Source organism: Sporosarcina ureae (genome assembly GCF_002082015.1).
GTDB lineage: Bacteria > Bacillota > Bacilli > Bacillales_A > Planococcaceae > Sporosarcina > Sporosarcina ureae_A.
Genome location: NZ_CP015109.1, coordinates 273315 through 297233, shown reverse-complemented (window position 1 = coordinate 297233; position 23919 = coordinate 273315). Strand labels below are relative to the sequence as shown.

Annotated in this window: 20 protein-coding genes and 1 riboswitch; of the genes, 15 read left to right on the top strand and 5 right to left on the bottom strand. The window is 40.2% G+C overall.

The window, feature by feature from the left end; translation table 11 throughout:
• The first annotated feature begins 297 nt into the window (after positions 1–297).
• The 3 genes from SporoP17a_RS01460 to SporoP17a_RS01450 all read left to right on the top strand — a co-directional run bounded on the left by SporoP17a_RS01460 (position 298) and on the right by SporoP17a_RS01450 (position 4843).
• Positions 298–2460, top strand: a complete 2163-nt coding sequence (locus SporoP17a_RS01460) for a M28 family peptidase (RefSeq protein WP_083031411.1) — start codon at positions 298–300, stop codon at positions 2458–2460.
• A gap of 206 nt (positions 2461–2666) precedes the next feature.
• A complete protein-coding gene (locus tag SporoP17a_RS01455; RefSeq protein WP_083031409.1) occupies positions 2667–4280 on the top strand; it encodes a GMC family oxidoreductase in 1614 nt (537 codons plus the stop codon).
• A gap of 305 nt (positions 4281–4585) precedes the next feature.
• Complete coding sequence (locus SporoP17a_RS01450; RefSeq protein ID WP_083031406.1) at positions 4586–4843, top strand: autorepressor SdpR family transcription factor; 258 nt, start codon at positions 4586–4588, stop codon at positions 4841–4843.
• 297 nt (positions 4844–5140) lie between these two features.
• On the opposite strand, the gene ytxJ is transcribed toward SporoP17a_RS01450, so the two are convergent.
• Both ytxJ and greA read right to left on the bottom strand, forming a co-directional pair.
• Complete coding sequence (gene ytxJ / locus SporoP17a_RS01445) at positions 5141–5467, bottom strand: bacillithiol system redox-active protein YtxJ (RefSeq protein ID WP_083031403.1); 327 nt, start codon at positions 5465–5467, stop codon at positions 5141–5143.
• A gap of 87 nt (positions 5468–5554) precedes the next feature.
• Entirely contained in the window at positions 5555–6028 is a 474-nt protein-coding gene (gene greA, locus SporoP17a_RS01440; RefSeq protein WP_335695499.1) for a transcription elongation factor GreA, read from the bottom strand.
• Between the two features lie 185 nt (positions 6029–6213).
• Between greA and SporoP17a_RS01435 the strand changes: the two genes are divergently transcribed.
• The gene (locus tag SporoP17a_RS01435; protein ID WP_083031400.1) at positions 6214–6894 is read left to right on the top strand and encodes a DUF1361 domain-containing protein; all 681 of its coding nucleotides are present in this window, start codon (positions 6214–6216) and stop codon (positions 6892–6894) included.
• A 187-nt stretch (positions 6895–7081) separates the two neighbouring features.
• Complete coding sequence (locus SporoP17a_RS01430) at positions 7082–7936, top strand: aldo/keto reductase (RefSeq protein WP_083031397.1); 855 nt, start codon at positions 7082–7084, stop codon at positions 7934–7936.
• 426 nt (positions 7937–8362) lie between these two features.
• Here the strand turns inward: SporoP17a_RS01430 and thiC are convergent, their stop codons facing one another.
• The gene (thiC, locus tag SporoP17a_RS01425) at positions 8363–10135 is read right to left on the bottom strand and encodes a phosphomethylpyrimidine synthase ThiC (protein WP_083031394.1); all 1773 of its coding nucleotides are present in this window, start codon (positions 10133–10135) and stop codon (positions 8363–8365) included.
• A 117-nt stretch (positions 10136–10252) separates the two neighbouring features.
• Positions 10253–10370: riboswitch (TPP riboswitch) on the bottom strand.
• A 523-nt stretch (positions 10371–10893) separates the two neighbouring features.
• Here thiC and SporoP17a_RS01420 point away from each other — a divergent pair.
• Positions 10894–11847 (top strand): calcium/sodium antiporter, encoded by a 954-nt coding sequence (locus SporoP17a_RS01420; RefSeq protein ID WP_083031391.1) that lies wholly within the window; start codon positions 10894–10896, stop codon positions 11845–11847.
• A 142-nt stretch (positions 11848–11989) separates the two neighbouring features.
• On the opposite strand, the gene SporoP17a_RS01415 is transcribed toward SporoP17a_RS01420, so the two are convergent.
• The gene (locus SporoP17a_RS01415) at positions 11990–12664 is read right to left on the bottom strand and encodes a response regulator transcription factor (RefSeq protein WP_083031388.1); all 675 of its coding nucleotides are present in this window, start codon (positions 12662–12664) and stop codon (positions 11990–11992) included.
• Positions 12665–12682: 18 nt separating this feature from the next.
• Positions 12683–14041, bottom strand: a complete 1359-nt coding sequence (locus SporoP17a_RS01410; protein ID WP_083031374.1) for a sensor histidine kinase — start codon at positions 14039–14041, stop codon at positions 12683–12685.
• A gap of 400 nt (positions 14042–14441) precedes the next feature.
• Here SporoP17a_RS01410 and SporoP17a_RS17285 point away from each other — a divergent pair, with 400 nt between their 5' ends.
• The 9 genes from SporoP17a_RS17285 to SporoP17a_RS01365 all read left to right on the top strand — a co-directional run bounded on the left by SporoP17a_RS17285 (position 14442) and on the right by SporoP17a_RS01365 (position 23913).
• A complete protein-coding gene (locus SporoP17a_RS17285) occupies positions 14442–14657 on the top strand; it encodes a single-stranded DNA-binding protein (protein WP_083031371.1) in 216 nt (71 codons plus the stop codon).
• Positions 14658–15854: 1197 nt separating this feature from the next.
• Complete coding sequence (locus SporoP17a_RS01400; RefSeq protein ID WP_083031368.1) at positions 15855–16385, top strand: cupin domain-containing protein; 531 nt, start codon at positions 15855–15857, stop codon at positions 16383–16385.
• A 338-nt stretch (positions 16386–16723) separates the two neighbouring features.
• A complete protein-coding gene (locus SporoP17a_RS01395; protein ID WP_083031365.1) occupies positions 16724–17719 on the top strand; it encodes an NAD(P)/FAD-dependent oxidoreductase in 996 nt (331 codons plus the stop codon).
• Between the two features lie 156 nt (positions 17720–17875).
• Positions 17876–19642, top strand: coding sequence for a 2-oxoacid:acceptor oxidoreductase subunit alpha (locus SporoP17a_RS01390; RefSeq protein WP_083031362.1), 1767 nt, complete (start codon positions 17876–17878; stop codon positions 19640–19642).
• On the top strand, positions 19623–20492 hold the full coding sequence (locus SporoP17a_RS01385) for a 2-oxoacid:ferredoxin oxidoreductase subunit beta (RefSeq protein ID WP_083031359.1): 870 nt from the start codon (positions 19623–19625) through the stop codon (positions 20490–20492). The genes SporoP17a_RS01390 and SporoP17a_RS01385 overlap by 20 nt, the downstream gene beginning before the upstream one ends.
• An 81-nt stretch (positions 20493–20573) precedes the next feature.
• Positions 20574–20825, top strand: a complete 252-nt coding sequence (locus SporoP17a_RS01380; RefSeq protein WP_083031345.1) for a ferredoxin — start codon at positions 20574–20576, stop codon at positions 20823–20825.
• A 294-nt stretch (positions 20826–21119) separates the two neighbouring features.
• Positions 21120–21917, top strand: a complete 798-nt coding sequence (locus tag SporoP17a_RS01375) for an alpha/beta fold hydrolase (protein WP_083031342.1) — start codon at positions 21120–21122, stop codon at positions 21915–21917.
• Entirely contained in the window at positions 21917–22726 is an 810-nt protein-coding gene (locus SporoP17a_RS01370; RefSeq protein ID WP_237262359.1) for an IclR family transcriptional regulator, read from the top strand. The genes SporoP17a_RS01375 and SporoP17a_RS01370 overlap by 1 nt, the downstream gene beginning before the upstream one ends.
• Positions 22727–22998: 272 nt before the next feature.
• On the top strand, positions 22999–23913 hold the full coding sequence (locus SporoP17a_RS01365) for a VOC family protein (protein ID WP_083031330.1): 915 nt from the start codon (positions 22999–23001) through the stop codon (positions 23911–23913).
• The last annotated feature ends 6 nt before the right edge of the window (positions 23914–23919 follow it).

Genomic DNA, 23919 nt, shown 5'->3' with positions numbered 1-23919 from the left:
TTAACACTCACGCTAGAATACATAGAGATTGTTATGCGTGCTACAGGACAGCATTCATTCGCCTGAGGAATGCCAACTAGCATTAGTTGAAATGGTTCGATGTAGTAAACCAAGTTCACAACAAATGAATGCTTAAAAGCAAACAAATTATAGTTTTGTTTGCTTTTTAAGAAATGGAATATCTCAACAAAAATATTCAATAAATATAATGATGATAATTGTAGAAATCTATTGCGAAAACTCTCTCTATATCGTTTAATGAATTGATTGCAAAAAAATGAAAAAGGACTGTGATACATGAAAAAGATGGTAAGTTACTTAACGTTGTCTATGCTCGTCGCAACTTCACTTGTTGCGTGTACACCAAAAGAAGATATTTCCAAAGAGAAGAAAGAGCCGATCGAGGACGTGAAGACCGTTCCGCTTTCAGATGAGAAGGACAAGTACTTATCTGAAGTAGATGTGGAATATGCTTTTGAATTCGCTAAAGGAATGGAAGAATATAAAACCAATGAGAAGCTCGGTTATCGTACGGCAGGATCGGAAGCGGAACGAAAGACTGGCGAGAAAATTGGAGAAGAAATGAAGAAAATCGGATTAACTGAAGTGACGAAAGATGCGTTTACGGTAGATAGTTGGGAGTTTGAGAAGGCCGATTTAACCTTTACGGATACTGCCGGAAAAGAGCATCTTGCTGTGCTAGGTGGTTATCAAGTGAACTTTGACACGAATGGTGTGAAAGAACTTGAGATAGTTTATGCAGGAAAAGGGACTGCGAAAGATTTAGAGGGATTAGATATCGAAGGGAAACTGGTATTAGTCGACATCAATCAACGTGAAGAATGGTGGATTAATTACCCTACGTATCAAGCGCATGTAAAAGGGGCAGCAGCGGTCATTGCGGTACAAGAAGCTGGTTATGCCGAAGTTGATCCCGATGCGTTGAATTCACAAGATATTTGCGGACCGGACGATGCACCTGCATTCTCGATGTCTCAAACGGATGCAAATGAACTGAAGAAGGCACTAGAGGCAAGTGAAAATGACAAGTTTACCGTAAAATTTGATGCTAAATCTACTGTGAAGATGGATCAAGAAGCGTATAATTATTACGGGAAAATTGTCGGAAAAGATCCGGACTCCTATATCCTGTTATCTGGCCATTATGATTCGTATTTTGCCGGGTTCCAAGATGACAATGCAGCAATCGGTCTACTGCTTGGTATCGCTAAAGGAATGATTGACAGCGGCTATCAACCAGAAAAGACTCTTATTTTCAATGCGATCGCAGCAGAAGAATGGGGCAAATCGAATACTCGCTACGACTGGTCGACAGGTGCTTACAATCAAATCTTCAATATTCATCCCGAGTGGGTAGGTAAGACGTTTGCGAATATGAATTTTGAACTTCCGGCATATGAACATACGACACAAGATGAAATTCGCTCGACGTACGAGTTGAATAACTATTTGACAGAGTTCGCAAAAGAAGTGCCACCACTATCCGACGTGTACAAAGATGGGATTTCAGTCGTTTCTCCACTACGTACATGGTCAGATGACTTCTCATTCAGTATTGCGGGTGTGCCAGCGCTTCGGAATGATTTCCAAGATAGTGAATTCATGCACTCCCATTATCATTCTCAATTTGACAGCGAAGACGCATTCAATGCTGAGGCGTTAAAATTCCACTTAAATCTTTATGGATTATTGACCATGCATTACGATCAAACCGCTATTGTGCCGTTAGACTTCACGACACGTTTGCAAGCGATGAAAGACTTGATCGACACCGATGCGTTTAAACAGGCGTCTGTTGCTTCGAACAACTTGACGAAAGAGATTGATCAGGCGATGTCCAGTGCAGAAGAAGTGAACACAAAAGTCGCTGACATTAATAAAGAGTATGCGGAAGCACTTAAAAAAGAGGATACAGACACAGCGAAGAAGTTGTACGAGGAAAGTCGTGAGTTAAACAGCGACTTGTTAGCAGCTTATAAATATGCGGAAGACCAATTTGTGCGATTGACGTGGGAAGATGAACCGATATTCCCTCATGAGCATGCGCAAAATAACGTCAAAAACTTAACTGCTTCTATTGAGGCATTAACTACTGGCGATATCGCTACTCCACTGGATGAGTACTTATACGCAATTGACAACAACTGGTATGCGTATGACTTTGATCAGGAAGTATTCAACTACTTCACAGACTATGTCATAAAAGCACCGAAAGAGCAGCTCATGTGGGGTGCTGGACGGATTGTCGACCATGAAGACTTATTCGATACGATCAAGTCATTGCAAGCGAAGAAAGAACAGACAAAGCCTGATTTGTCAGAAGAAATTTCTACACTGACGGATGCGCTGGACAGACAGAAAAAGTTATTGGAACAGACTGTAACAGATGAAGCAGCTAGCGTGAAAAAATTAGGTGAGCTGCTGAGTGAAATGAAATAATAAGCAATTTGGAATCGAGGTAGCGCCTTAAAAGCATCGCATATAGCGGTGCTTTTTTATTGATAAATTTCCCCACGCCCTGTTCATGAAAGAGCCCTTTACTAAAATGTATCATCGGTCCACGTCGTTCGGACTTTCCTTTGCTTCATAATCCCATTCTCCTTGCCATAGGATATACTGCACAAAAACCATTTAGGGGGATTGAAATGAATAAAGGAACCAACAGCCAACCAACATATGACTATATCGTGGTTGGAACGGGGCCAGCGGGTGCTGCCATTGCAAGGAAACTAACTGATGATAACCAAAATTCTGTGTTAGTTTTAGAGGCAGGAGATAATAATAGTAAAGAGCAGCCGATTAGAGATTCATTGTTTGCACCGCCATTTATTCTCACTGAAGACTTTTTCCCTCAATACTTCTGGCAAGGAAAAGGTGTCCCTCAGAAAAATGTGAAAGATCGGTCATTTGATTGGACGGGTGGGCGAACTTTGGGAGGTGGTTCCTCTATTAACAATAACCAATATGTAAGACCATCACAGGCCAATATGAAACAGTGGGAAAACCTTCTAGGCCCACTTTGGTCGCCTGAACAAGAGACGTATCAATTTTCGCAACTTGAAAAATACAATGGTCAGACTCAAAATCCGAATGCTAGGGGATATAACGGGAAGTTGGATATTAGACAGGCACCCGCTTACCCTACTAGCATGGTTGAGAAATTGGTGACAGCGATAGAAAGAGCCACGGGTTTCACCAGGATTTTAGATTATAATGATCCCAATACACCACTTGGCCCTTTTACAAGATGGCAACTATACCAGACTCCTTATGGTCAACGAGAAAGTTCTGATACCGCCTTTCTTTCTCCAGATGTTATGAAAGAAAGTGGGGAAGGTGTAGGCGGTAGACGGTTATTGGTAACTTATAATTCAACGGTGCAACGTGTCATTTTTGATAATAATAAGCGAGCAATTGGTGTGGAATTTTTTAAAGAAGGAAACTGTTATTACGCATATGCTCGCAAAAAAGTTATTGTATCGGCAGGAATAAATAGTCCTCAGTTATTAATGCTTTCTGGCATCGGACCAGCTGATACACTGAATAAAGCCGGTATTTCCGTTGTTCATCATAACGCGAATGTAGGGAAGAACATGACTACCCACCCGGTAAATACTTCGATGTTTACAACGAATCCGAATGACAAAGCACTTCCGGACGCGGATCCATTTGCGCTTTATACAGGCGGGGCCTTTTTGCCAGATCCAACGCCTGGTGCCGATCCCAACCGGCGTTGCGTCCAGCTAATTGGTCAAATAGGAGCTGGCGGAATGCTAAGCATTATCCTGATAGTATTGGAGCCGAAAAGCCAAGGAACTGTCAGAATTCAAAATGCAGATCCGTTAAAGATTGTGCTTGCTGATGCAGGATTTTTGAATAATCGATCGGACCTTGAAACTATAAAAAACATATATAGGGTATATATTAAAAGCATTGCAGAAGAACTAGCGAAAATAGATTCCCACTATCAACTCGTTACACCTACACTGGAAACGATTCAGGACGATAGCAAACTTGAAGCATTCATTAAGGATAACTTAGGTCCGACACACCATATACAAGGCACACTTAGAATGGCGCCAAATGAAAATCAAGGTGTTGTGAATGCAATGGGAGAAGTATTCGGTGTAGAAAATTTGATTGTTGCGGATGATTCCATTGCACCGTTTGTTTCAGATGGCAATACATCAGCGCCAGCTTTCTTCATTGGTGCGAATATTGCTGATCAATTATTAAGGCAGGATTGCAAGAATTCTTGAAGACGTAAATCAAGTATTCACGACTATGTAATCTATGTCTCCTAGAAGATCGACTTACGTAATGTAACAATACGCCGGTGTCTTGAAACCATTCGGACTCACGATGAATTAGCGCACGAAGACTTGAGAACTTGAAGTATGTATTTCTACGAGTAGTACCTGTACGGAAACAAACGTGAATGTTTATTCATTCCTAATTGTTTTCAGCACAGGTACTACTTTAATTACTTTACATAGTATATAATTAGATGAATAACTAATTAGACAAATAACTAAATGTATTAAAAGACAGGGGAAACTTTTATATGAACGATATTTTTAAAGCACTAAACGACGAAACGAGAAGGCAAATACTTACTCTACTCAGTGAGAAAGGCTCCTTAACTGCTAGTGAAATACATGAAGAATTCGAGATGAGCAAGCCGAGCATTTCCAATCATTTAAACATCTTGCGGACAGCTGGACTTGTCACTTCGGAGAAAAAGGGGCAGTACATTTACTACACTCTCCATACGACGGTTCTGCAAGATCTTCTTGTATGGATGATTAAGTTGAACAAATAAAGTCGTACATTACTTGGGGAAGTACACTTATACATATATGTGTTGTGCGTGTAGTTGTCTCGTTTTTAAAATGAGTACGTGGCTTTGAGTTAAAGATACAGGCGTTAAATAAGGGAGGTAGGGAAGTGAAAGTACGGTGTTGAGGCTATAGGGGTCACTATTACAAGCTTTATATTCCACACAAGCAAACAAAACTTTGTTTTGTTTGCTTGTGTGGAAAACTATTAAAATACCGTGTCTGAAACTACGTGAATGTATATACATTCTTAAAATCTCATGTACAGATGTTTGTAATACTCAGCTGTACAGTTCAATCGCATCACGAACAACAGATTCTTTAATGTGATAATGTGTAGCTTGCCATGTTGCTTTTTGGTCTTTTACAATTAATAATTGGGGTGATTCATGTCTTACATGTAAATCATTTTCAATCGCTTTCGAAACGGCTTGATCTGTTTGGACGATGATGACATAGAGTGGTAAGTCCGTAACGAGTTTATGTAATTCTTTTTTTGCAGATAGGCTACTGAAACAAGTTAGACTCATTTTAAAAAGAAGAATGGATTGTCCGTTTGAACTTTCTTTAATTGTTCGCCACTCCTCTATAGCTTTTATGCGTTTCAATTTACGTCCTCCTGTTACTGGATATCATATAATTTATACACTCTACTATATACCCCGAGCGGTATGTAATCAAATGTTTGATAGCGTTCATTGTACTGCTACGATTAAAAGAGTCATTTCTCCGCTTGGTGTTTGAACGGATACTCGATCACCAATAGAACGACCTAATAAGCTTTCGGCAAGTGGGGATTCAGTTGAAATAGTTCCGTTCAGTGAATCGGCTTCTTCGACACCCACAATCGTATACGTTTCTTCTTCACCATCCGGTAGTTCAATGAAAGTCACAGGAGCACCGAAAACGACAGTATCTGTACCGTCTTCTGATCCGGAAATTACTTCTGCATGTCGAAGTCTTTCTAAAATCAGCAAAATCCGCTCTTCAATTTGTGCTTGCGCTGTAACGGCAGCCTCGTACTCGGAGTCCTCTCTAAAATCACAAAATTTGCGTGCGTTTTTGATGCGCTGTAAGGCCTCTTGTCGCTTTTTCGATTGCAACTCATCCAACTCTTTCAATAAAGCTTCTTTGCCCGATTGGGTCATCAAGTATTTTTTGGGTCCCACGTGTGTCGAGCTCCTTTCATTCAAAGTATTATGATGTGTCGATATTTGAAAGACATTCTCCATATCTACAGAACTCTATACAATTCTTTATATTGTTGCAACTTATCTCGTTTGGCTTCGTTTACACTAGTAGTGAATTCAAGAGTAAGGGGTAACGTATACCCATTCTTACTAGGGGAGGTTCCATGGAGACATTTTTCGGAAAACATAAAATGCTAGTATTATTCATGTTGGCTTATTGGAGCGTCTGTCTGGCCATGCTCTTTAAGAGTTTGGACTTTCTCTATGCGGTGTTGTCTTGGAATGTGTTGTTGGCCATTTTACCGTTGTTCTTCATTAGTCAGGCGACCGAGACGATCAGGCAGAAGAAAATCAGTTGGTCTGTTTTTTGGATACTACTTTGGTTGTTTTTCTTCCCTAATTCTGTCTATCTGGTAACGGATTTTATTCATATAGCGAATGAAAAGTTCAGGTGGATGGCGGGTGCAGGACCGTATGCGCCAGACGCTGGAATGGTCTATAGTCACGACATTTTGATATGGACGAAATTATTAGTCATTGCTACGGGCTTCTTTTATGCCGCAGTAGTTGGTTTGGAATCGTTTTATGTTTTCGAACTGCTCGTCAGGAAGAAGTATTCCAAGAACATCGGCTATGTGAGTATTTTAAGCGTCGGTTTACTAACAGGAATTGGCGTTTATATAGGAAGGTTTTTGCGCTTCAATAGCTGGGATATAGCATTCAACCCATTCCAAGTGTTACAACAAGTGGCGGAAGTTGATCGATTCGCCGTACAGTTTAGTATTGCTTTCTCTGGATTTGTTTTATTTTGCTATTTGTTGTACCGATCGTTTAAGGGGAAATAAAAGTGCACTTGTGTCAGTAATCTACGTAGGTTACTGACACAAGTGTTTTTTATTCTAATGAGGAATGAATGTTTAGTTCGCAATCAGCAAGGGAAATTACATGGGTGAGACGAGTAGAAGACACGTCCTGTCAATTCGTGTTTTATTCGATAGAAGAGTTTACTTTTAAAAAAGGAGTAAGATAAAAATGGAACAACTAAAAGTACAATCCATGCGATTGAATGATGGAACGAGCCTGCCATCCATTGGTTTTGGCACAGTGAAAGTAAAAGGTGCGCAAGGTGTAGTCAGTACATTAACGGCAATCGAAGCGGGATATAGATTGATTGATACATCCACGAATTATAATAATGAAGGAATGGTAGGGGAAGCAGTTCGTCGGTCATCTGTGCCTAGAGAAGAACTGATGATCAGCTCCAAACTTCCTGGTGCTTCACATGATTACGAAAGAGCGATTCTAATGATTCAAGAATCCTTATACCGGATCGGCATCGATTACTTTGATAAATACTTGATCCATTGGCCACTTCCAAAACAAGATCAATACGTAGAAGCATGGAAAGCGTTAGTCGACGCACAGAAATTCGGACTAATTGAGACGATCGGTGTATCTAATTTCTTACCGGAACATCTTGACCGTATCATTAAAGAAACAGGTGTGACGCCCGCTACTAATCAAATTGAACGTCATCCATATTTTAACAACAACGACTTAGTGGAATACAATAAAAGTCTCGGCATCGTAACAGAAGCTTGGAGTCCTTTAGGTCGTGAATTAAATGACGTATTAGAAAATGAAACAATTGTTTCGATTGCTAAAAAATATAACAAGGAACCAGCACAAATTATTATTCGTTGGAATCTACAGAATGACATTCTAACGGTCGTAAAATCATCAAACTATGACCGTCAAACAGCCAACCTGGATGTATTGGACTTTGAATTGACTACAGAAGATATGAAGCAGATTGATTCGTTGGATCAAGGCGAAGCGGGAAGAGTTGAAGGGCAGCATCCGAATGAATACGAAGAGTTTGATTAATTGTTTTACAGTAATGAAATAAATTTATAGATTTACACTTTCAAAACCTATTATTTATATAAAATTGCCCCACCTCAGTCCACATTTTTCAATGAGATAAGGTGGGTCATTTTTATTGTGTCGACATGAAAGCAAGCGTTAATAGCACAACAGGTACAAGAAATTGTGTTATGAATAACGTGAATTGAAACCCATAGTAAGTCGCAATCCCGCTGAGTTTTTTAGAAAGCGAGACATGTATTAATAATGGACACTCTCGATCTTCAAGCATTTCATACATTTCCTATACGTTACGGTTTCTGTATAGTCGTGAATGCACTGTTTTTGCAAGAGAGCCAACTGTTCTTCTAACTGATGAAGACTTCGGCGTTTTACAGAGATCTGATGAATTAACTGTTCAGTTGTCATAACTCCATTCACTCCTCATTATAGATAGATTTCAGCACCGGATTTTTTAAATTCTTCGGCCTTCTCCTTCATGCCTTTTTCCAGTGCTAACTTCTCTTCTAAACTGTTTTCATCTGCATATTTTCTAATGTCGTGTGAAATTCGCATACTGCAAAACTTGGGTCCACACATCGAACAGAAGTGAGCGATTTTTGCTCCTTCAGCCGGTAACGTTTCATCATGATATTCCATCGCGCGTTCAGGATCCAAACTTAAATTAAATTGATCTCTCCAACGGAATTCGAAACGGGCTTTTGATAAAGCGTCATCGCGTTTTTGTGCATTCGGATGGCCTTTTGCTAAATCAGCTGCATGGGCTGCGATTTTATACGTTATGACGCCTTCACGTACATCATCTTTATTCGGTAAACCGAGATGTTCTTTAGGCGTTACATAGCATAACATGGCCGTCCCGAACCAACCGATCATAGCCGCACCAATAGCGGATGTGATGTGATCGTAGGCAGGAGCAATATCTGTCGTCAAAGGACCGAGTGTATAGAAAGGTGCTTCTTGGCATATCTCCATTTGCTTATCAACGTTTTCCTTAATTAAATGCATAGGCACATGTCCTGGACCTTCTACCATGACTTGCACATCATGGGTCCAAGCAATTTTCGTAAGTTCTCCAAGTGTTTCAAGTTCAGCGAATTGAGCCTCGTCATTAGCATCAGCAATGGAGCCTGGACGTAATCCATCTCCTAATGAAAAGGCAATATCGTACTGTTTCATAATTTCACATATATCTTCAAAGTGTGTGTACAGAAAGCTTTCTTTATGATGTAACATACACCACTGGGCCATAATAGAACCACCTCGTGAGACAATTCCAGTCACACGATGAATGGTCATGGGAATATAACGGAGCAGAACACCCGCATGGATTGTAAAGTAGCTGACACCTTGCTCTGCCTGCTCGATCAATGTGTCGCGGAATACTTCCCATGAGAGGTCCTCGACTTTGCCATTTACTTTTTCCAACGCTTGGTATAATGGAACCGTACCGACGGGGACAGGGGAGTTGCGAATGATCCATTCACGTGTTGTGTGAATGTTCTTTCCGGTTGATAAATCCATGATGTTGTCTGCGCCCCAACGTGTAGCCCATGTCATCTTTTCTACTTCTTCAGCAATGGATGAGGAGACAGCAGAATTTCCAATATTCGCATTAATTTTCACATGGAATTTACTTCCGATAATCATCGGTTCCGCTTCTGGATGGTTAATGTTAGACGGGATAATTGCCCGTCCTCTCGCTACTTCATCCCGTACAAGTTCAGGCGTCACACTTTCACGGATGGCAATGAACTCCATCTCAGGTGTAATAATACCTTTGCGCGCATAATGCATTTGCGTAACATTCATGCCTTTTTTTGCTCGTAATGGTTTTCGTTTCAACAATGGAAATTCTGCATCTTTTTGCATGTGTTCCATTGAACGATAGCCATTATCCTGTGGCTTCACTTGTCTGCCGTCATATTCTTCTACATCATTTCGTTCCACTATCCAGTTCTTTTTGATCATTGGAAGTCCTTTTTTAATATCTACTTGATAACCTGCTTCTGTATATTTCCCGCTTGTATCGTAAATACGGAAAGGTTCATTCGCTATTTCGCCTTGATCAGTTACAGTCGGTGATAGCTCAATTTCGCGCATCGGTACGAGTATGTCTGGACGACTTCCTTGTACGTAAACCTTTCTACTGGCCGGAAAACATTCATGGATCTGGATTTCTTCTTTCTTCTCTTGCATGTTGTCATCGTCTCCTTTTGAGGGGTGACATGACTCGGTTCAAGGAAAGGGAATCGGCAACAAAAAAGACCAGTTCCATAAATAGGCCTGGTCTTCAAAACGCAAAAATACGCGTCGCTGATAAAATGAAAACTTCCCTACGCTGGTACGAGCCAGATCAGGTCCAAAGAGTCCGGAATGCGTGTACTATCATTCCATCTCAGTCCAATTACGTTGGACACCCCTAGTTATAGTATTTAATTGTGTGAACAGGGATAGTCTATCATATCTTATCCATTTTTTAAAGAGCTATTATACTTGTAAATTCCATGGATACCGTTATTTACATGATACCATGTTATTTAAGGAAGTAGAAATGTAAGATCAGGAAGATCTTGTTTGTAGAACTGGTTCAATGCACAGGTTATTTTAATAAAATCTTTGTACTACCACTTAAAAGAGCAAGTAGAGATAGGAAGTAAATCTATTTGCATGACTTGTAGGATGCATAAGTAGTGATGACGTGAGATAATCAAAATGAAAAAATAAAAGAGGGGAGGATTGCTGGTGAAGAGTGTACGTCGTATAAAATATGAGTGATTGGACAGGATGATTGCAATGGAGATGTAGAGTCAAATACATATTGTATTATTCATCATTGTGCTTGTCATGAAGTGCATCAAGTATGCAGGATTTGAAGCAATTATTTTATGCTAGACATGACCTACTTACATACAGCTAATTAATCATTTTATTCCTATGGAGGAGGTAACAACTACATGATCTATGTTTTACTCATTATTGGATTTGTATTATTGATCAAGGGAGCCGACTTTTTCGTAGATGGTTCTTCTAATATCGCAAGGCTACTGCAAATCCCACCTATTTTAATCGGGCTCACGATTGTAGCACTCGGAACGAGCTCACCGGAAGCAACGGTCAGTATTATAGCCGCATTAGGCGGAAATGCGGACGTTTCTGTCGGGAACGTAGTGGGAAGTAATATATTTAATATTACTATGGTTGTCGGCATAGCGGCATTTTTGTTCCCGTTGAAGGTACAAAGCGAAACGATCCGTAAAGAGATTCCATTCACATTATTAGCAAGTATAGTGATGTTAGTATTGATGAGTGATATGGCACTGCAAGGCTTCAGTAGCAACATAATCACGCGTAGCGATGGAATGATTTTCTTAATATTCCTTTCGATCTTTATGTATTATGTGATTGAACTTGGCCTCAGAAGCCGTCAAAATGCCACGCTTACACAAGCGACAGGGAACGTGAAGTGGGGGAAGAATATACTCATTACTCTAGTCGGATTGGCTGCGATTATATTCGGAGGAGATTTAGTTGTCGATAATGCTACGAAAATCGCTTATTCTCTAGGCATGAGTGAAACGTTGGTCGGTCTGACAATCATCGCAATCGGTACTTCTCTACCCGAATTGGTTACGTCGATTTCAGCTGCTTTGAAAAAGGAAAGTGAAATCGCTTTAGGAAACATTGTCGGGAGCAATATTTTTAACATCCTATTTGTTCTCGGCGCTTCCTCTGTCATTACGCCCATTGCAGTGAACGATAAAGTATTTATCGATGTGATTATTATGATTGCGTTGACGTTCATATTGTTGGTATTCGCTAGAACTGGCTTCAGGATTGGTAAGCGTGAAGGTCTCATGCTAGTTCTAGCGTACGTTGCATATTTAGTGTATGTGATTTTACGTAATTAATAAAAAATCATTCGAATTTGCTGCTATAGGACACTCTCATGTATAACAATGCAATAGAAGCTGCTCGAACCGATCCATAAAGAAAAGGCTACTCTCCATTCATGGAAAGTAGCCTTTTCTATCGTTAAAGCGTGTTATGTAATTATCTCCACTTATAGCCGATCCCCCAAACTGTCACCAAAATTTCCTCTATAGGAAAATTCGATTTCCTCAACTTATCCCGTAAATTTCGAATATGCGAATCGACAGTCCGAACTTCTGTATATGTGTCATATTCCCATGCTACTTGAAGCAAATCTTCTCGTGTGAACGTCCGATTGGGCCGGGTCATCATGGCTTCTATAATATAGAACTCCTTTAATGTAAGACGAACTTCCTGCGTGTCATATAGGATGGAATAGGACTCCAAGTCAAGAGTAAATGGACCTTCATGAATCGTCTTCGATTGAGTTTCGTCCCCTGTACGCCGTAATGCCACACGCACTCTGGCGGTGAGTTCGCGTTCGTCAAATGGTTTCGTAATATAATCATCCGCACCTTGATCGAGTCCTTTCACAACGTCTGATTTGTCGGATCGAGCCGTTAATAAAATGACAGGTACATTTGAAAGTTCTCTAAGTCTACGGCAAACTTCCCATCCGTCCATTCCGGGCATCATAACATCTAGCAATACAAGATGTATATCCTCTTTCTGAAATAACTCCAGTGCTTGTTGACCATCAGTCGCTTGCAAACAGCGATATCCGTGTGGAGAGAGGAACAGTTCAAGCAAATCGAGCATGCGCTGTTCATCATCAACAAGTAAAATCGTTTTCATATGCGTCACTCACTTCCTTTATAATCGTACCGTAAAGATACTGCCTTCCTCCAATTTGCTCTGCACCTCGATCGTGCCACCGTGCGCTTCTGTTAATTCCTTCACCGTCGCCAAACCAAGACCGGCACCGCCAAATGAACGAGAACGGGATTTTTCGACGCGGTAGAGCTTTTCAAATATTTGTTGCTGATTTTCCTCTGCAATGCCGCACCCGCTGTCTTCCACTTGTAAAACCGTGTGCTTTTTATCTTGAAACGCTCGAACGATTACAGTGCTACCAGTTTCAGAATAGTGAAGCGCGTTATCTAACAGATTGAGAATAATTTGTTCGAGTCGCATTCGATCTGCCACGAGAGGGAAATCGCGGACTTGTTCAATCACCAACATAATTCCTTTCAAATCAAATGAAGGTTGAACAAGTTGCACAATATCTCGGATGAACTCTTCGGCAGAGAATTCGGATTTCGTCACAGTGAACGTCATTTCATCCATTTGAGCGAGATCCATCAAATTTTTCACGAGTGTTTTCAAGCGCTCGGCTTCTTCTTCAATAATCGATAAATAGTTAAATCGCTCCGTATCATCCAGTTCTGTGCGCTGAGCTACTTTGGCATAACCAATTAAGTACGTAAGCGGGGTTCCCATTTCGTGAGACACGGACGCTAGAAACTCTTTTCGCTCGCGTTTGACGCGGCTTAAATCATTCGATAACTTCCGGATAGAAGCAGCTAGTTCGCCTAACTCATCATTCGAAAGCTTCGGCAAATCCACATCGTACAAACCTTCGCTCATCTGCTCTGTCGCTTCTTTCATTCGAATAAGTGGACGTGTCAACCACTTGGATAATAATAAGTAGACAACAAACAAAACGACGATGCTACCGCCACCCGCAAGTAGAAAATGCGCATTAAGTTGATTGACAAGTTGACGAATCGGGATGGTACTTTGAAGCATGACGAGAGCCCCTGAATTGCCTTTCACTTCATACGGATGCACGCTGACGAGATAAGGAGACGTTTCCCAATCCACGGGCAATATAGTATCCTCCGTTAGTTGCTTATCATGCAGTTCGGATACGTATGGAACGAGAATTTCCTCGTTAGGCAATGAATGATGTATAATCGTTCCTTCATCGTCGAGAATCGCGACATCTCTTTCCCCACCACTTTCCATTAAAATAATATGGTGAAGAGTTGTTTCAGTATAATTATCTTCCAGCACATTTCGATGATTGCTACCCGTCTTTAAGAGTCGATCGAGTTCTTCATCCACCCGGGCATGTGTGATGGTCTGATGTAAATACACCATCAGCAATGTATCCAAAATGAGAAACGAAATAATGAATGAAGCCGCTAGCTTCGTTGAAATTTTATTCATAGCCTGCGCTCCTTTACCTTCTATTAAGCAGTATAAGATAAACGTATCGAAAATGTATGCAGAAGGCTTCGGTTAAGTGTTTGATTAGTAATGCTTATACAAAGTTTAATCCGACATCTTTCCATTAGCTTTATTGCAATTAAGGAGTTAAGGACATTAAAGACTTCACTTAAAGCCAGACGAGAAATTATCACACTCGTAGTAAGTAAATAAAGTGTTTAATAAAATGACATGAAAACAAAGAACTTTCGTTTTCTGTTGTATTGGTTTCTTAAAATTCGATTGATCCTTTACTTAGATCTGTTTCCGTGTTTGTGGACTTTTAGGAATACTATTTAGCTAAGTCCGGAGAGTTAAATAACCGATAATTCAATATAAATGTGTGGATCACATACCTTGTATGTTAATTCAAAAGGCTGCCAAGCTACTCGTTCTCCGTTGCGAGTTCCCGTTTGGTGGTCCTACCTACGTGAGGAAAATGAAGCTGATTTCATTATGGATTAGGGTCCGAGTTTGGAGAATGCCTGCTGAAAATGTGGCGACCTATCTTAGAAAAGATGGCCAGACGGCAGTAAACGGCCGTATCAATACTCGTGTTTATGAGAATTTCAAATAGGATCGTGTATATTTTACTGAGATTGTAGCTGACTATGTATAATCCCATGATCCTAAAATTCAAGGGCAAGGGAATCATTTACAGTAGATTAAACCGCACGATGGAAGATGAACATTCAGAATCAAAGTAATAATTAATATGGAGCAGACGAGGTTCAATTGCAGTAAGCGTTTATGACCTGCCGTTCTGATAAAGAGTAACGAGTAGGGGGGCGCAGGGTTGACACGATAGCCTGACCAATTTCGGAGCACTTATGGAAGTTGCGCAGGAAATCGCCCCAATTAGTTAGGAGTCAATCGGCGATTTACTAGCTCGGCATGTGAAATTGAAGGCTGGATTGTTGAAATGACAAAAGAGATTCCAATTGTACGCGCTACATAAAAGTGGAGACTCTTTTGGATAATAAAAACTTAATTTGACTCTACATGCACATGAACGTCGTATCCACGGCTATATGGTATCTGAGCTTAAAATCGTTAATCACACACTCCGTTTATTCCGATTACGTATGAGGTAGATTTCAGAAGGAATCCCATTATCCAGTGTCACATAGTTAGAGCTCAAAGTATCTTTTTTATCCATGGACGACTAAACCATGCCTATGACAAATTAAAATTTAATTACTGTAACTTTAAATAAAGGAGCTTGCGTGAACCAAGAATCTATTAACACATAATCAAATATGATCCTCTCGTTTAAGGCATAATCTAATAAATTAGAAAACATTGTAGGCTTAGATTCAAGGCTTGATTCGACGCTTATAGCTTGATGTTCGTTTATCAGTGGTTTCGCTTATTTCCTGTAAAGACTTCCTTTTGATTAACTCATTGAGGAAAAATTAGTCGGAATAAGGGTTGTATGATCTGCCCAACCTAGTGTTAACAATAGACACTTGTATATATTTATTGGCTGAGTAGTCAAATATTTCTGCAAGCAACACAGGGCAGCAATTGCGATATCAAATAGATTCATCAGCCACAAAAGCCGTCACACAATCTTTTGGGCGATATCTGACTCTCTCGAATCATCTAATTGATTGGTAAATGAGTTATTAGAAAATTCTAAACTTCGTGTTGACAATGAATTTACTTAGAAGTATAATATAAATATATAAAACAATGTTTTATATATAAAACAATGGACTTCTTAGAATAAACGTTTTCGTCAAGAGGTCTAAAAAATGGGGAGGAAGAAAACATGGAATTCACAACAGTAGAGGATTTTGAAAAGAAATATATTGCGAGGTTGGAAGATAGAAAGCTAGATTGGAACGTTTTAAAGTTCCAAGAAGAATTAGATCCAAGATATCGTCGTGCCCAAATGCGCTATATTGGACGTGGTGCAACAGCAAATAAGGATTCAGATGTAATTGAAGCAAACAACTTCACGTTAAGCACAATGGTCTTACCAGCAGGTTCAATTGGGCCCTTGCACTTACACTCGGATGTGGAAGAAGTTTTCTTTATTTTGGAAGGTGAAATGACAGTCCTTTTAGAGCATGAGGGAAAAGATTATGAAATCAAAATGAATAAGCGTGACTGTGTCAGCGTACCCCCGGGCATTCAACGTGGAATCCGCAACGACGGAGACAAAGATGCTATGATGCTTGTAATGCTTGGTGCGGCAAAGCCACAACTACCGACTTACCCAGAAGGAAGCGAACTTGAAAAGATCCGCGTTGAGCGCGCAAAAGAAAGAGACGCGATTGTTGCCCAGGCAGACCGCTAATTAATCAATGGGTCAATTGATCTGAATTCAGCTTCACTTTTATATTAAAAGTGAAGCTTTAGCTATAGGAGACTTTCATCTCAATAGAAGGCGAAACGAAAGCAATTTAATATTCAGTCCAGTGGGCCTTTCAGTCTCCAGGTGTTCTCATAAGTCATTCCAAGCCGTAGAGAAATAGCAATTGCTTTGTTGATTGACTTGTACCAACCATAGCTAGATAGATGACTTGTGCTTTTAATTTAGATGCAATTATGCCTCGGAGTAATTGATACATACTCTCATACTTTACTCAACGGTAGAGGTGCATCAACATGAACCGAAGAAAGGTGAGGGATTTAATGAATATAGATGGGAGAGTATACGACATCACAATAATCGGGGGTGGTCCTGCCGGGTTATTTACTGCATTCTACGGAGGAATGCGGGAAGCCAGTGTAAAGATTATAGAAAGCTTACCTCAGTTAGGTGGACAATTGTCCGTACTTTATCCGGAAAAGTATATTTACGATATTGCTGGATTGCCGAAAGTTCGCGCACAAGAATTGATTGATAATCTGAAAGAACAAGTGAATACGTTTCCGACGACAATCTGTTTGGAGCAAGCGGTACAAACTGTAGAAAAGCAAGAAGATGGAATTCTGAAAATTCAAACGAATAAAGAAGTTCATCTTTCAAGAACAATTATTATTACAGCAGGAAACGGGGCATTTGAACCTCGTCGGTTAGGGATTGAAGATGCGGATCAATATGAAGAGAAAAACCTCCATTATTTCATTGACAACCTGAATAGGTTTACAGATAAAGAAGTGGCAGTATGTGGCGGGGGAGACTCAGCGGTGGACTGGGCATTGATGCTGGAACCAATTGCGAAGGGAGTTACCATCATCCATCGACGCGATAAGTTCCGTGCCCATGAACATAGCGTGGAAAAGTTGAAAAAATCCAGTGTCCAAATCAAAACCCCTTATGTGCCGTCTGAACTGATCGGAGATGAGAGTGGTATCAAAAAAATCATTGTCAAAGAGCTTAAAACTGAGAACTGTGAAGAGATTGATGTCGATGACTTTATCGTCAACTATGGATTCGTTTCCGCGCTCGGTCCAATTAAAGATTGGGGATTGATGATTGATAAAAACTCCATAGTTGTTAACAATAAAATGGAAACGAACATTCCTGGCATTTATGCTGTTGGGGACATAGCCACGTATGAAGGGAAAGTAAAACTGATCGCCACCGGATTTGGTGAGGCACCGGTCGCAGTAAGTAATGCAAAGCAGTACATTGACCCGAATGTCCGGTTACAACCGAAACATAGTACGGCAATCTTTGCATAAATATTAACGAAAATATATAAGTAGAAGTGATTTTGGCTATAAATATCGACTTACTGTCTGAATTGCTATGTATTGTGATTTTATTGACTTACATCAGCGGATAAATATTAACGCGTATGATTTTAACAATAACCGTGCTAAAAAGGGGCAGATTTCATGAAAAAAGATCTATCGTGGAAAGTGGGAGGGCAGCAAGGGGAAGGTATTGAAAGTACGGGTGAGATTCTTTCCAAAACTCTGAACCGACTCGGTTTTTATTTATATGGATATCGCCATTTTTCATCAAGAATTAAAGGTGGTCATACGAACAATAAAATTCGTATTAGTACTAGGAAAGTCCAGACAGTTGCCGATGATTTAGACATACTTCTTGCATTTGATCAAGAAACAATTGATCTAAACTATCATGAATTACATGAAAAAGGTATTATCATTGCTGATACGAAATTTAAGCCAGTGAAACCGGAAGACTCGACGGTTGAGCTATATCCTGTTCCATTTACTGAAATCGCTTCCAAACTAGGCACTTCTTTGATGAAAAATATGGTAGCGATTGGTGCTACTTGTGCAGTTATGGATTTGAAGATTGGGGATTTCTCTGTTGTCATCCAAGAGATTTTTGGCAGAAAAGGCGGAGATATGGTAGGGAAAAATATGGAGGCTATCCAAGAAGGGTATGCATATATGCAACAAAGCCTCGGAGAAAAGGCCTCTGCTTTATTTCTTGCAAAGGCTGAAAATAATCATAAACGTATGTTTATGATTGGTAATGATGCGATTGCGCTCGGGGCTCTGACAGCAGGGGTTCGTTTTATGCCTGCTTACCCAATTACACCGGCCTCTGATATTATGGAATATTTAATTAAAAAGCTACCAAGAGTTGGTGGGACAGTCATTCAAACAGAAGATGAAATTGCTGCTGTGACGATGGCAATCGGTACTAACTATGCGGGTGCTCGTTCTTTCACTGCTTCCTCTGGTCCTGGAATATCCTTAATGATGGAAGCGATTGGCCTATCCGGCATGACAGAAACCCCTCTTGTTGTTGTTGATACACAGCGTGGAGGGCCATCTACTGGATTACCAACAAAGCAAGAACAATCGGATTTAATGGCGATTATCTATGGGAATCATGGTGAAATCCCGAAGGTTGTCATTGCACCAAGTACAGCTGAAGAGGCTTTTTACGATACGATAGAAGCATTTAATATTGCAGATGAATACCAGTGCCCTGTTATTTTATTATCCGATTTACAGCTTTCGTTAGCAAAACAAACCGTAGAAACATTTGATTTTGATAAAGTACACATTCGGCGAGGGAAGTTAATTACTAGTGACATTGAACAAACGGAAGAAAAGGATTATTTTAAACGCTACGAAGTAACAGAAGATGGTATCTCTCCACGAGTCATCCCGGGGGTGAAAGGTGGCATCCATCACGTAACGGGTGTAGAGCATGACGAAACGGGTAGACCAAATGAAACCGCACATAATCGTAAACAACAAATGGATAAAAGAATGCGTAAGTTATCTAACTTAACAGAACGTTTTCCAAATCCAATCACAGTGAATGTTCCAACAAAAAGAACAAATCTTTTACTAATAGGCTTTAATGCAACGCGTGGTGCGATTGAAGAAGCTGTCCAACGTTTGAGAGAAGAAGGATTGAACGTAAATCACTTGCAAATTCGACTCATTCATCCATTCCCGACGGCAGCTATCAAGCCTTATATAGACGGGGCGGATCATGTACTTGTCGTAGAAAGCAATGCGACGGGGCAACTTGCCAATATTATAAAAATGAATGTTGGTCATGTTGATAAAATTCAAAGCATGTTGAAATATGATGGCGATCCATTCCAACCGCATTATATTTACGACGCGAGCAAGGAGTTGTTAGAACATGTCTACATCAACAATTAAAGATTTTAGAAATGGTGTGAAGCCAAATTGGTGTCCAGGCTGTGGGGATTTCTCTGTACAAGCAGCGATCCAGCGTAGTGCAGCTAATCTGAATCTTTCTCCAGAAGATCTGGCGGTAATCTCTGGAATTGGCTGTTCTGGTCGTATTTCAGGCTATATTAGATCTTACGGTCTACATGGAATTCATGGAAGAGCGCTTCCCATTGCTCAAGGAGTAAAGATGGGGAATCGTGATCTCACTGTCGTTGCGGCTGGGGGAGATGGAGATGGTTTTGCGATTGGGATTGGACATACAATTCATGCGATGCGTCGTAATATGGATATAACTTATATTGTTATGGACAATCAAATTTACGGATTGACAAAAGGTCAGACATCACCGCGTTCAGAGGATGGATTTATCACACCGTCAACACCGGAAGGATCAATTGAAAAAGCATTATCTCCAATGGAGATGGCGATTACAAGTGGAGCTAGTTTTGTGGCGCAATGTTTTTCAGCAGATATTAAAGAATTGACTGCGACAATAGAAGCAGGAATACAACATAAAGGTTTTTCTATTATTAACGTCTATAGTCCATGTGTCACTTACAATAAGGTTAATACGTATGACTGGTTCAAAGAGAATTTGACTAAATTAAGTGATATAGAAGGATACGATGCTTCAAACCGCGAAATGGCTATGAACACTTTAATGAAACATAATAGCCTAGTAACTGGGGTTGTTTACCAGGAGATGAAGCCATCTTATCAGGAGTTAGTAAAAGGGTATGCAAAACGACCCTTGGCCCATATGAACCTCGAGTTACAGCCTAAACTTTTCGATGAACTTGTAAACGAGTTCGTCTAGTTCTTTATAATGGACTGATATATTCAACTTTAATTCTACGGATGCGCAATTGGAAATAAAGGACGAAAGGGGAATTCCAATATGAAGAAGTATACATTAGTGGATCAAGAGACTTGTATCGCATGCAATGCGTGTGGAGCTACAGCCCCCGATGTATTTGATTATGATGATGATGGTCTATCTTATAGTATTCTCGATAATAATACAGGTATTACTCCAGTGGGAGAAGATCTAGTAGATGACCTTATGGATGCTTATGAGGGATGTCCAACAGACTCGATCCAAGTAGCAGATGAACCGTTTCTATGTGTAGTTGAAAAAATAACATCTTAAGATTGACTTCTAAATTGTTTTTCACGCTTCAAAGTCAACATGGCGTAAAGACGATGCGGCTTCTTTATTTCAATTATAGACAGGGGGGGAATAAGAGATCATTTCTTATTTCCTTTTTTGCTTATTTTGGAATACTATTAGAATTAGAAACGTATTAGGAATAGTCAGTCAACTCATTCAGAAGCTGCTTGACTTTGCGTAGGATTAGTACGTACAATCGATATAAATGTAGGGAACCTTGTTTTATTAATGAAACACAGAAAGAAACGATAAAAATATATGAGGAGGGATTTTATGTCGAAAGCGGAGTTGGCGGATCTGTCTATTCATTATCTTATTGAAGGAAATGGACCCCCGCTTGTCTTATTGCATGGCTTAGGAAATAACTCGAAGTCATGGATCTGTCAATTGGAAGGGCTGAAGAAAGATTACACTGTAATTGCTTGGGATGCTCCCGGTTACGGTCAAAGTGCAGACCCTATTCCAGAATTACAACATTTTTCCCAGTTTGCGGATCATTTAAAGAAGTTTCTTGATAGTCTACAATTAGAGGAAGTCTATTTGGTAGGGCATTCAATGGGGTCGGCCATAGCAATCGATTTTGCGATAAGATTTCCTGAAATGGTTACCAAATTGATAATTGCAGCACCGACCCGGGGAGCGGCTGGGCTCCAGGAAGAAGAAAATATAAAGAAAAGACGAGCTCGGCATGATCTAGTGGAAAATTCTTCACCGGAAGAATTGGCAAGACAAAGAACGTCGGCACTGCTCGCTCCAAATGCTGATCCTGCAATTTTAGAATATGCACAAAACATTATGGCTGAAGTCCGACCGGCAGGTTATAAATCAGTTGCCAACAGTTTATATCACTTGAATCAAATGGATGAGTATTCAAAGGTTTCGGCTCCTACACTAGTCATTTGTGGAGAAGAGGATCGCGTGACACCTATCTGCGAGTCGGAAATTATAGTCGAAAGGCTGAAAGATGGACGTTTGAAGACAATAGCGGATGCAGGCCATCTCAGTTACCTGGAAAAACCGGAGGTATTTAATAAATATATACTTGATTTTTTAGAGTGGAGGAAAAGATAGTGGTGAATACGAAAAAGAATGACGAAAAGCAAAAAAGTGATAATGAAAAATATCTTTCAAATTCCATTTTACGTGGACTTGAAGTTTTAAAGATGTTTAGTGTAGAAAATCCGACCTTTTCATTGGCGGAAATTGCTAGTAATTTAGGTGTCAGCCGAACAACTCCTTATCGCATCTTATATACATTGGAAGAGTGTGGCTATATTTATCAAGATAGTCACACCAAGCGCTATGGACTTAGACCGAAAGTGCTTGAACTAGGCTTCACTTATTTGAACAGTCTCCAACTACCAGAACTGGCGGCGCCTTACTTGAAGAGATTAAGAGATGAAACAGGAATGTCATCACATATGGGGATATTGGATGGAAATGAAATTGTATATATCTCCAGATTTCCGGCCCGGAGTGTTGCTACGGTTACAATTAACGTTGGATCGCATCTGCCCCTTCATGCTACAGCGATGGGTAAATGCCTCTTGGCACATTTACCCGAAGAGAGCAAAGAAGAGTTGTTGTCGGAGCTGAAGGTATTGCAGATTCCCGATGTATCAAAAGTCGAGATCCAAGGATTGCGAGATGAATTACAGTCCATTAAAGAGAAAGGTTACGTCTTCCATAAAGGAGAGTTTGAAACAGGGATTTGGTCTATCGCTTGTCCGATCTTCGGAAAAAACAATGAAGTGATTGCCGCCATAAATATAGCAACAACACAACATACTGCCAACGAGAAGCTGATGGAAGAAAAAATAATCCCTACAGTTTGTCAAACAGCTAAAGAAATATCCTCATTTATGGTCCTGACTATTTAATATGCGTGCTAAAAGAATTCGTACTCTTCTAGGCATAGACTCTATTTACGTCTTTCAGCAAATTATAGCTGTGCCTAGTTACTGAGTTTATATTAATTATAGATAAGTCTGAAAATTCAATTGACAAAAATGCAAGACTACGATAGGATTAATATTATTAGATGAAACAATGTTTCCTATACGAAACGAGAAAAATTGTATAACCTTGCTTGAGTTAAAATTTATGATTCTATGTCATTTAATTAAGTTAGATTGGAGAGGTGGGAAACGCAATGCTTGAAATAACACATTTACGTCACATAAGTTTAATAACACCTAACCTAGAAGAACAAATCGAATTTTATAGAGATGTGTGGGGATTAGACGTTGTCTCGCAAGATGACAATCATGTATATTTCCGCGGTTCAAGTCCTGAACATCATATTCTTCATTTACAAAGAGGTGAAAGAAGAGGTCTCCACCATATTGCATTTGGAATGGTAGACAAAATAGCGGTAGACAAAGCAGCGATCTTTTTGAAGGAAAAAGGCGTTGAGATCATTCAACAGCCGGGCTTTCTGGACGAAGTGGGTGGCGGTTATGGCCTCCGCTTCGTAGACTATGAAAATCGTTGCTTTGAACTATCCACCTGGGTAGATATCCATACAGAGCCATGGCAAAGAAAAGTCGAATCAAATCCGCTCTACTTGAACCATATCGTCCTGAACACAACTGATATCCAGCGGTCGACGGATTTTTTCACTGAAGTGCTCGGCTTTATGGTTTCAGATTGGAGTGAAGATCAAATGGTGTTCCTTCGGTGCGATAAAAATCACCATGAAATTTCATTCAACCAGGCGGGGCATGCATCGGTCAACCATATCGCCTATGAAGTGGAAGGTGTCGATGAAGTAATGCGTGGCATCAGCAATGTCCGTAAGAAAGGGTACAAAGAAATCTGGGGGCCGGGAAGACACGGACCAGGCAATAATATCTTCTGTTATTTCCAAGATCCAGGCGGATTTGTCATGGAGTACACATGTTATGTAGATGTGATTGAAGATAAAAAAACGTGGCGTGCGCAAGTTTGGAAGCGTGTACCACATTTATCCGACAGATGGGGAATTGCAGGACCTCCTTCGCCGGAGACTAGAGCGAAAATGGCGGGAGAGCGAGATCCCGGTTGGGCTTTAGTAAATACGAAGTGATGGATA

What these genes read in the sequence shown, in the direction of transcription:
- SporoP17a_RS01430 (WP_083031397.1), top strand. Translation starts at nt 7,082, where the DNA reads ATGGAACAACTAAAAGTACAATCCATGCGATTGAATGATGGAACGAGC.
- SporoP17a_RS01390 (WP_083031362.1), top strand. Translation starts at nt 17,876, where the DNA reads ATGAAAAAAGATCTATCGTGGAAAGTGGGAGGGCAGCAAGGGGAAGGT.
- thiC (WP_083031394.1), bottom strand. Translation starts at nt 10,135, where the DNA reads ATGCAAGAGAAGAAAGAAGAAATCCAGATCCATGAATGTTTTCCGGCC.
- SporoP17a_RS01455 (WP_083031409.1), top strand. Translation starts at nt 2,667, where the DNA reads ATGAATAAAGGAACCAACAGCCAACCAACATATGACTATATCGTGGTT.
- SporoP17a_RS01450 (WP_083031406.1), top strand. Translation starts at nt 4,586, where the DNA reads ATGAACGATATTTTTAAAGCACTAAACGACGAAACGAGAAGGCAAATA.
- SporoP17a_RS17285 (WP_083031371.1), top strand. Translation starts at nt 14,442, where the DNA reads ATGTTAATTCAAAAGGCTGCCAAGCTACTCGTTCTCCGTTGCGAGTTC.
- SporoP17a_RS01420 (WP_083031391.1), top strand. Translation starts at nt 10,894, where the DNA reads ATGATCTATGTTTTACTCATTATTGGATTTGTATTATTGATCAAGGGA.
- SporoP17a_RS01385 (WP_083031359.1), top strand. Translation starts at nt 19,623, where the DNA reads ATGTCTACATCAACAATTAAAGATTTTAGAAATGGTGTGAAGCCAAAT.
- SporoP17a_RS01400 (WP_083031368.1), top strand. Translation starts at nt 15,855, where the DNA reads ATGGAATTCACAACAGTAGAGGATTTTGAAAAGAAATATATTGCGAGG.
- SporoP17a_RS01435 (WP_083031400.1), top strand. Translation starts at nt 6,214, where the DNA reads ATGGAGACATTTTTCGGAAAACATAAAATGCTAGTATTATTCATGTTG.
- SporoP17a_RS01375 (WP_083031342.1), top strand. Translation starts at nt 21,120, where the DNA reads ATGTCGAAAGCGGAGTTGGCGGATCTGTCTATTCATTATCTTATTGAA.
- SporoP17a_RS01415 (WP_083031388.1), bottom strand. Translation starts at nt 12,664, where the DNA reads ATGAAAACGATTTTACTTGTTGATGATGAACAGCGCATGCTCGATTTG.
- SporoP17a_RS01380 (WP_083031345.1), top strand. Translation starts at nt 20,574, where the DNA reads ATGAAGAAGTATACATTAGTGGATCAAGAGACTTGTATCGCATGCAAT.
- SporoP17a_RS01365 (WP_083031330.1), top strand. Translation starts at nt 22,999, where the DNA reads ATGCTTGAAATAACACATTTACGTCACATAAGTTTAATAACACCTAAC.
- SporoP17a_RS01460 (WP_083031411.1), top strand. Translation starts at nt 298, where the DNA reads ATGAAAAAGATGGTAAGTTACTTAACGTTGTCTATGCTCGTCGCAACT.
- SporoP17a_RS01395 (WP_083031365.1), top strand. Translation starts at nt 16,724, where the DNA reads ATGAATATAGATGGGAGAGTATACGACATCACAATAATCGGGGGTGGT.
- SporoP17a_RS01410 (WP_083031374.1), bottom strand. Translation starts at nt 14,041, where the DNA reads ATGAATAAAATTTCAACGAAGCTAGCGGCTTCATTCATTATTTCGTTT.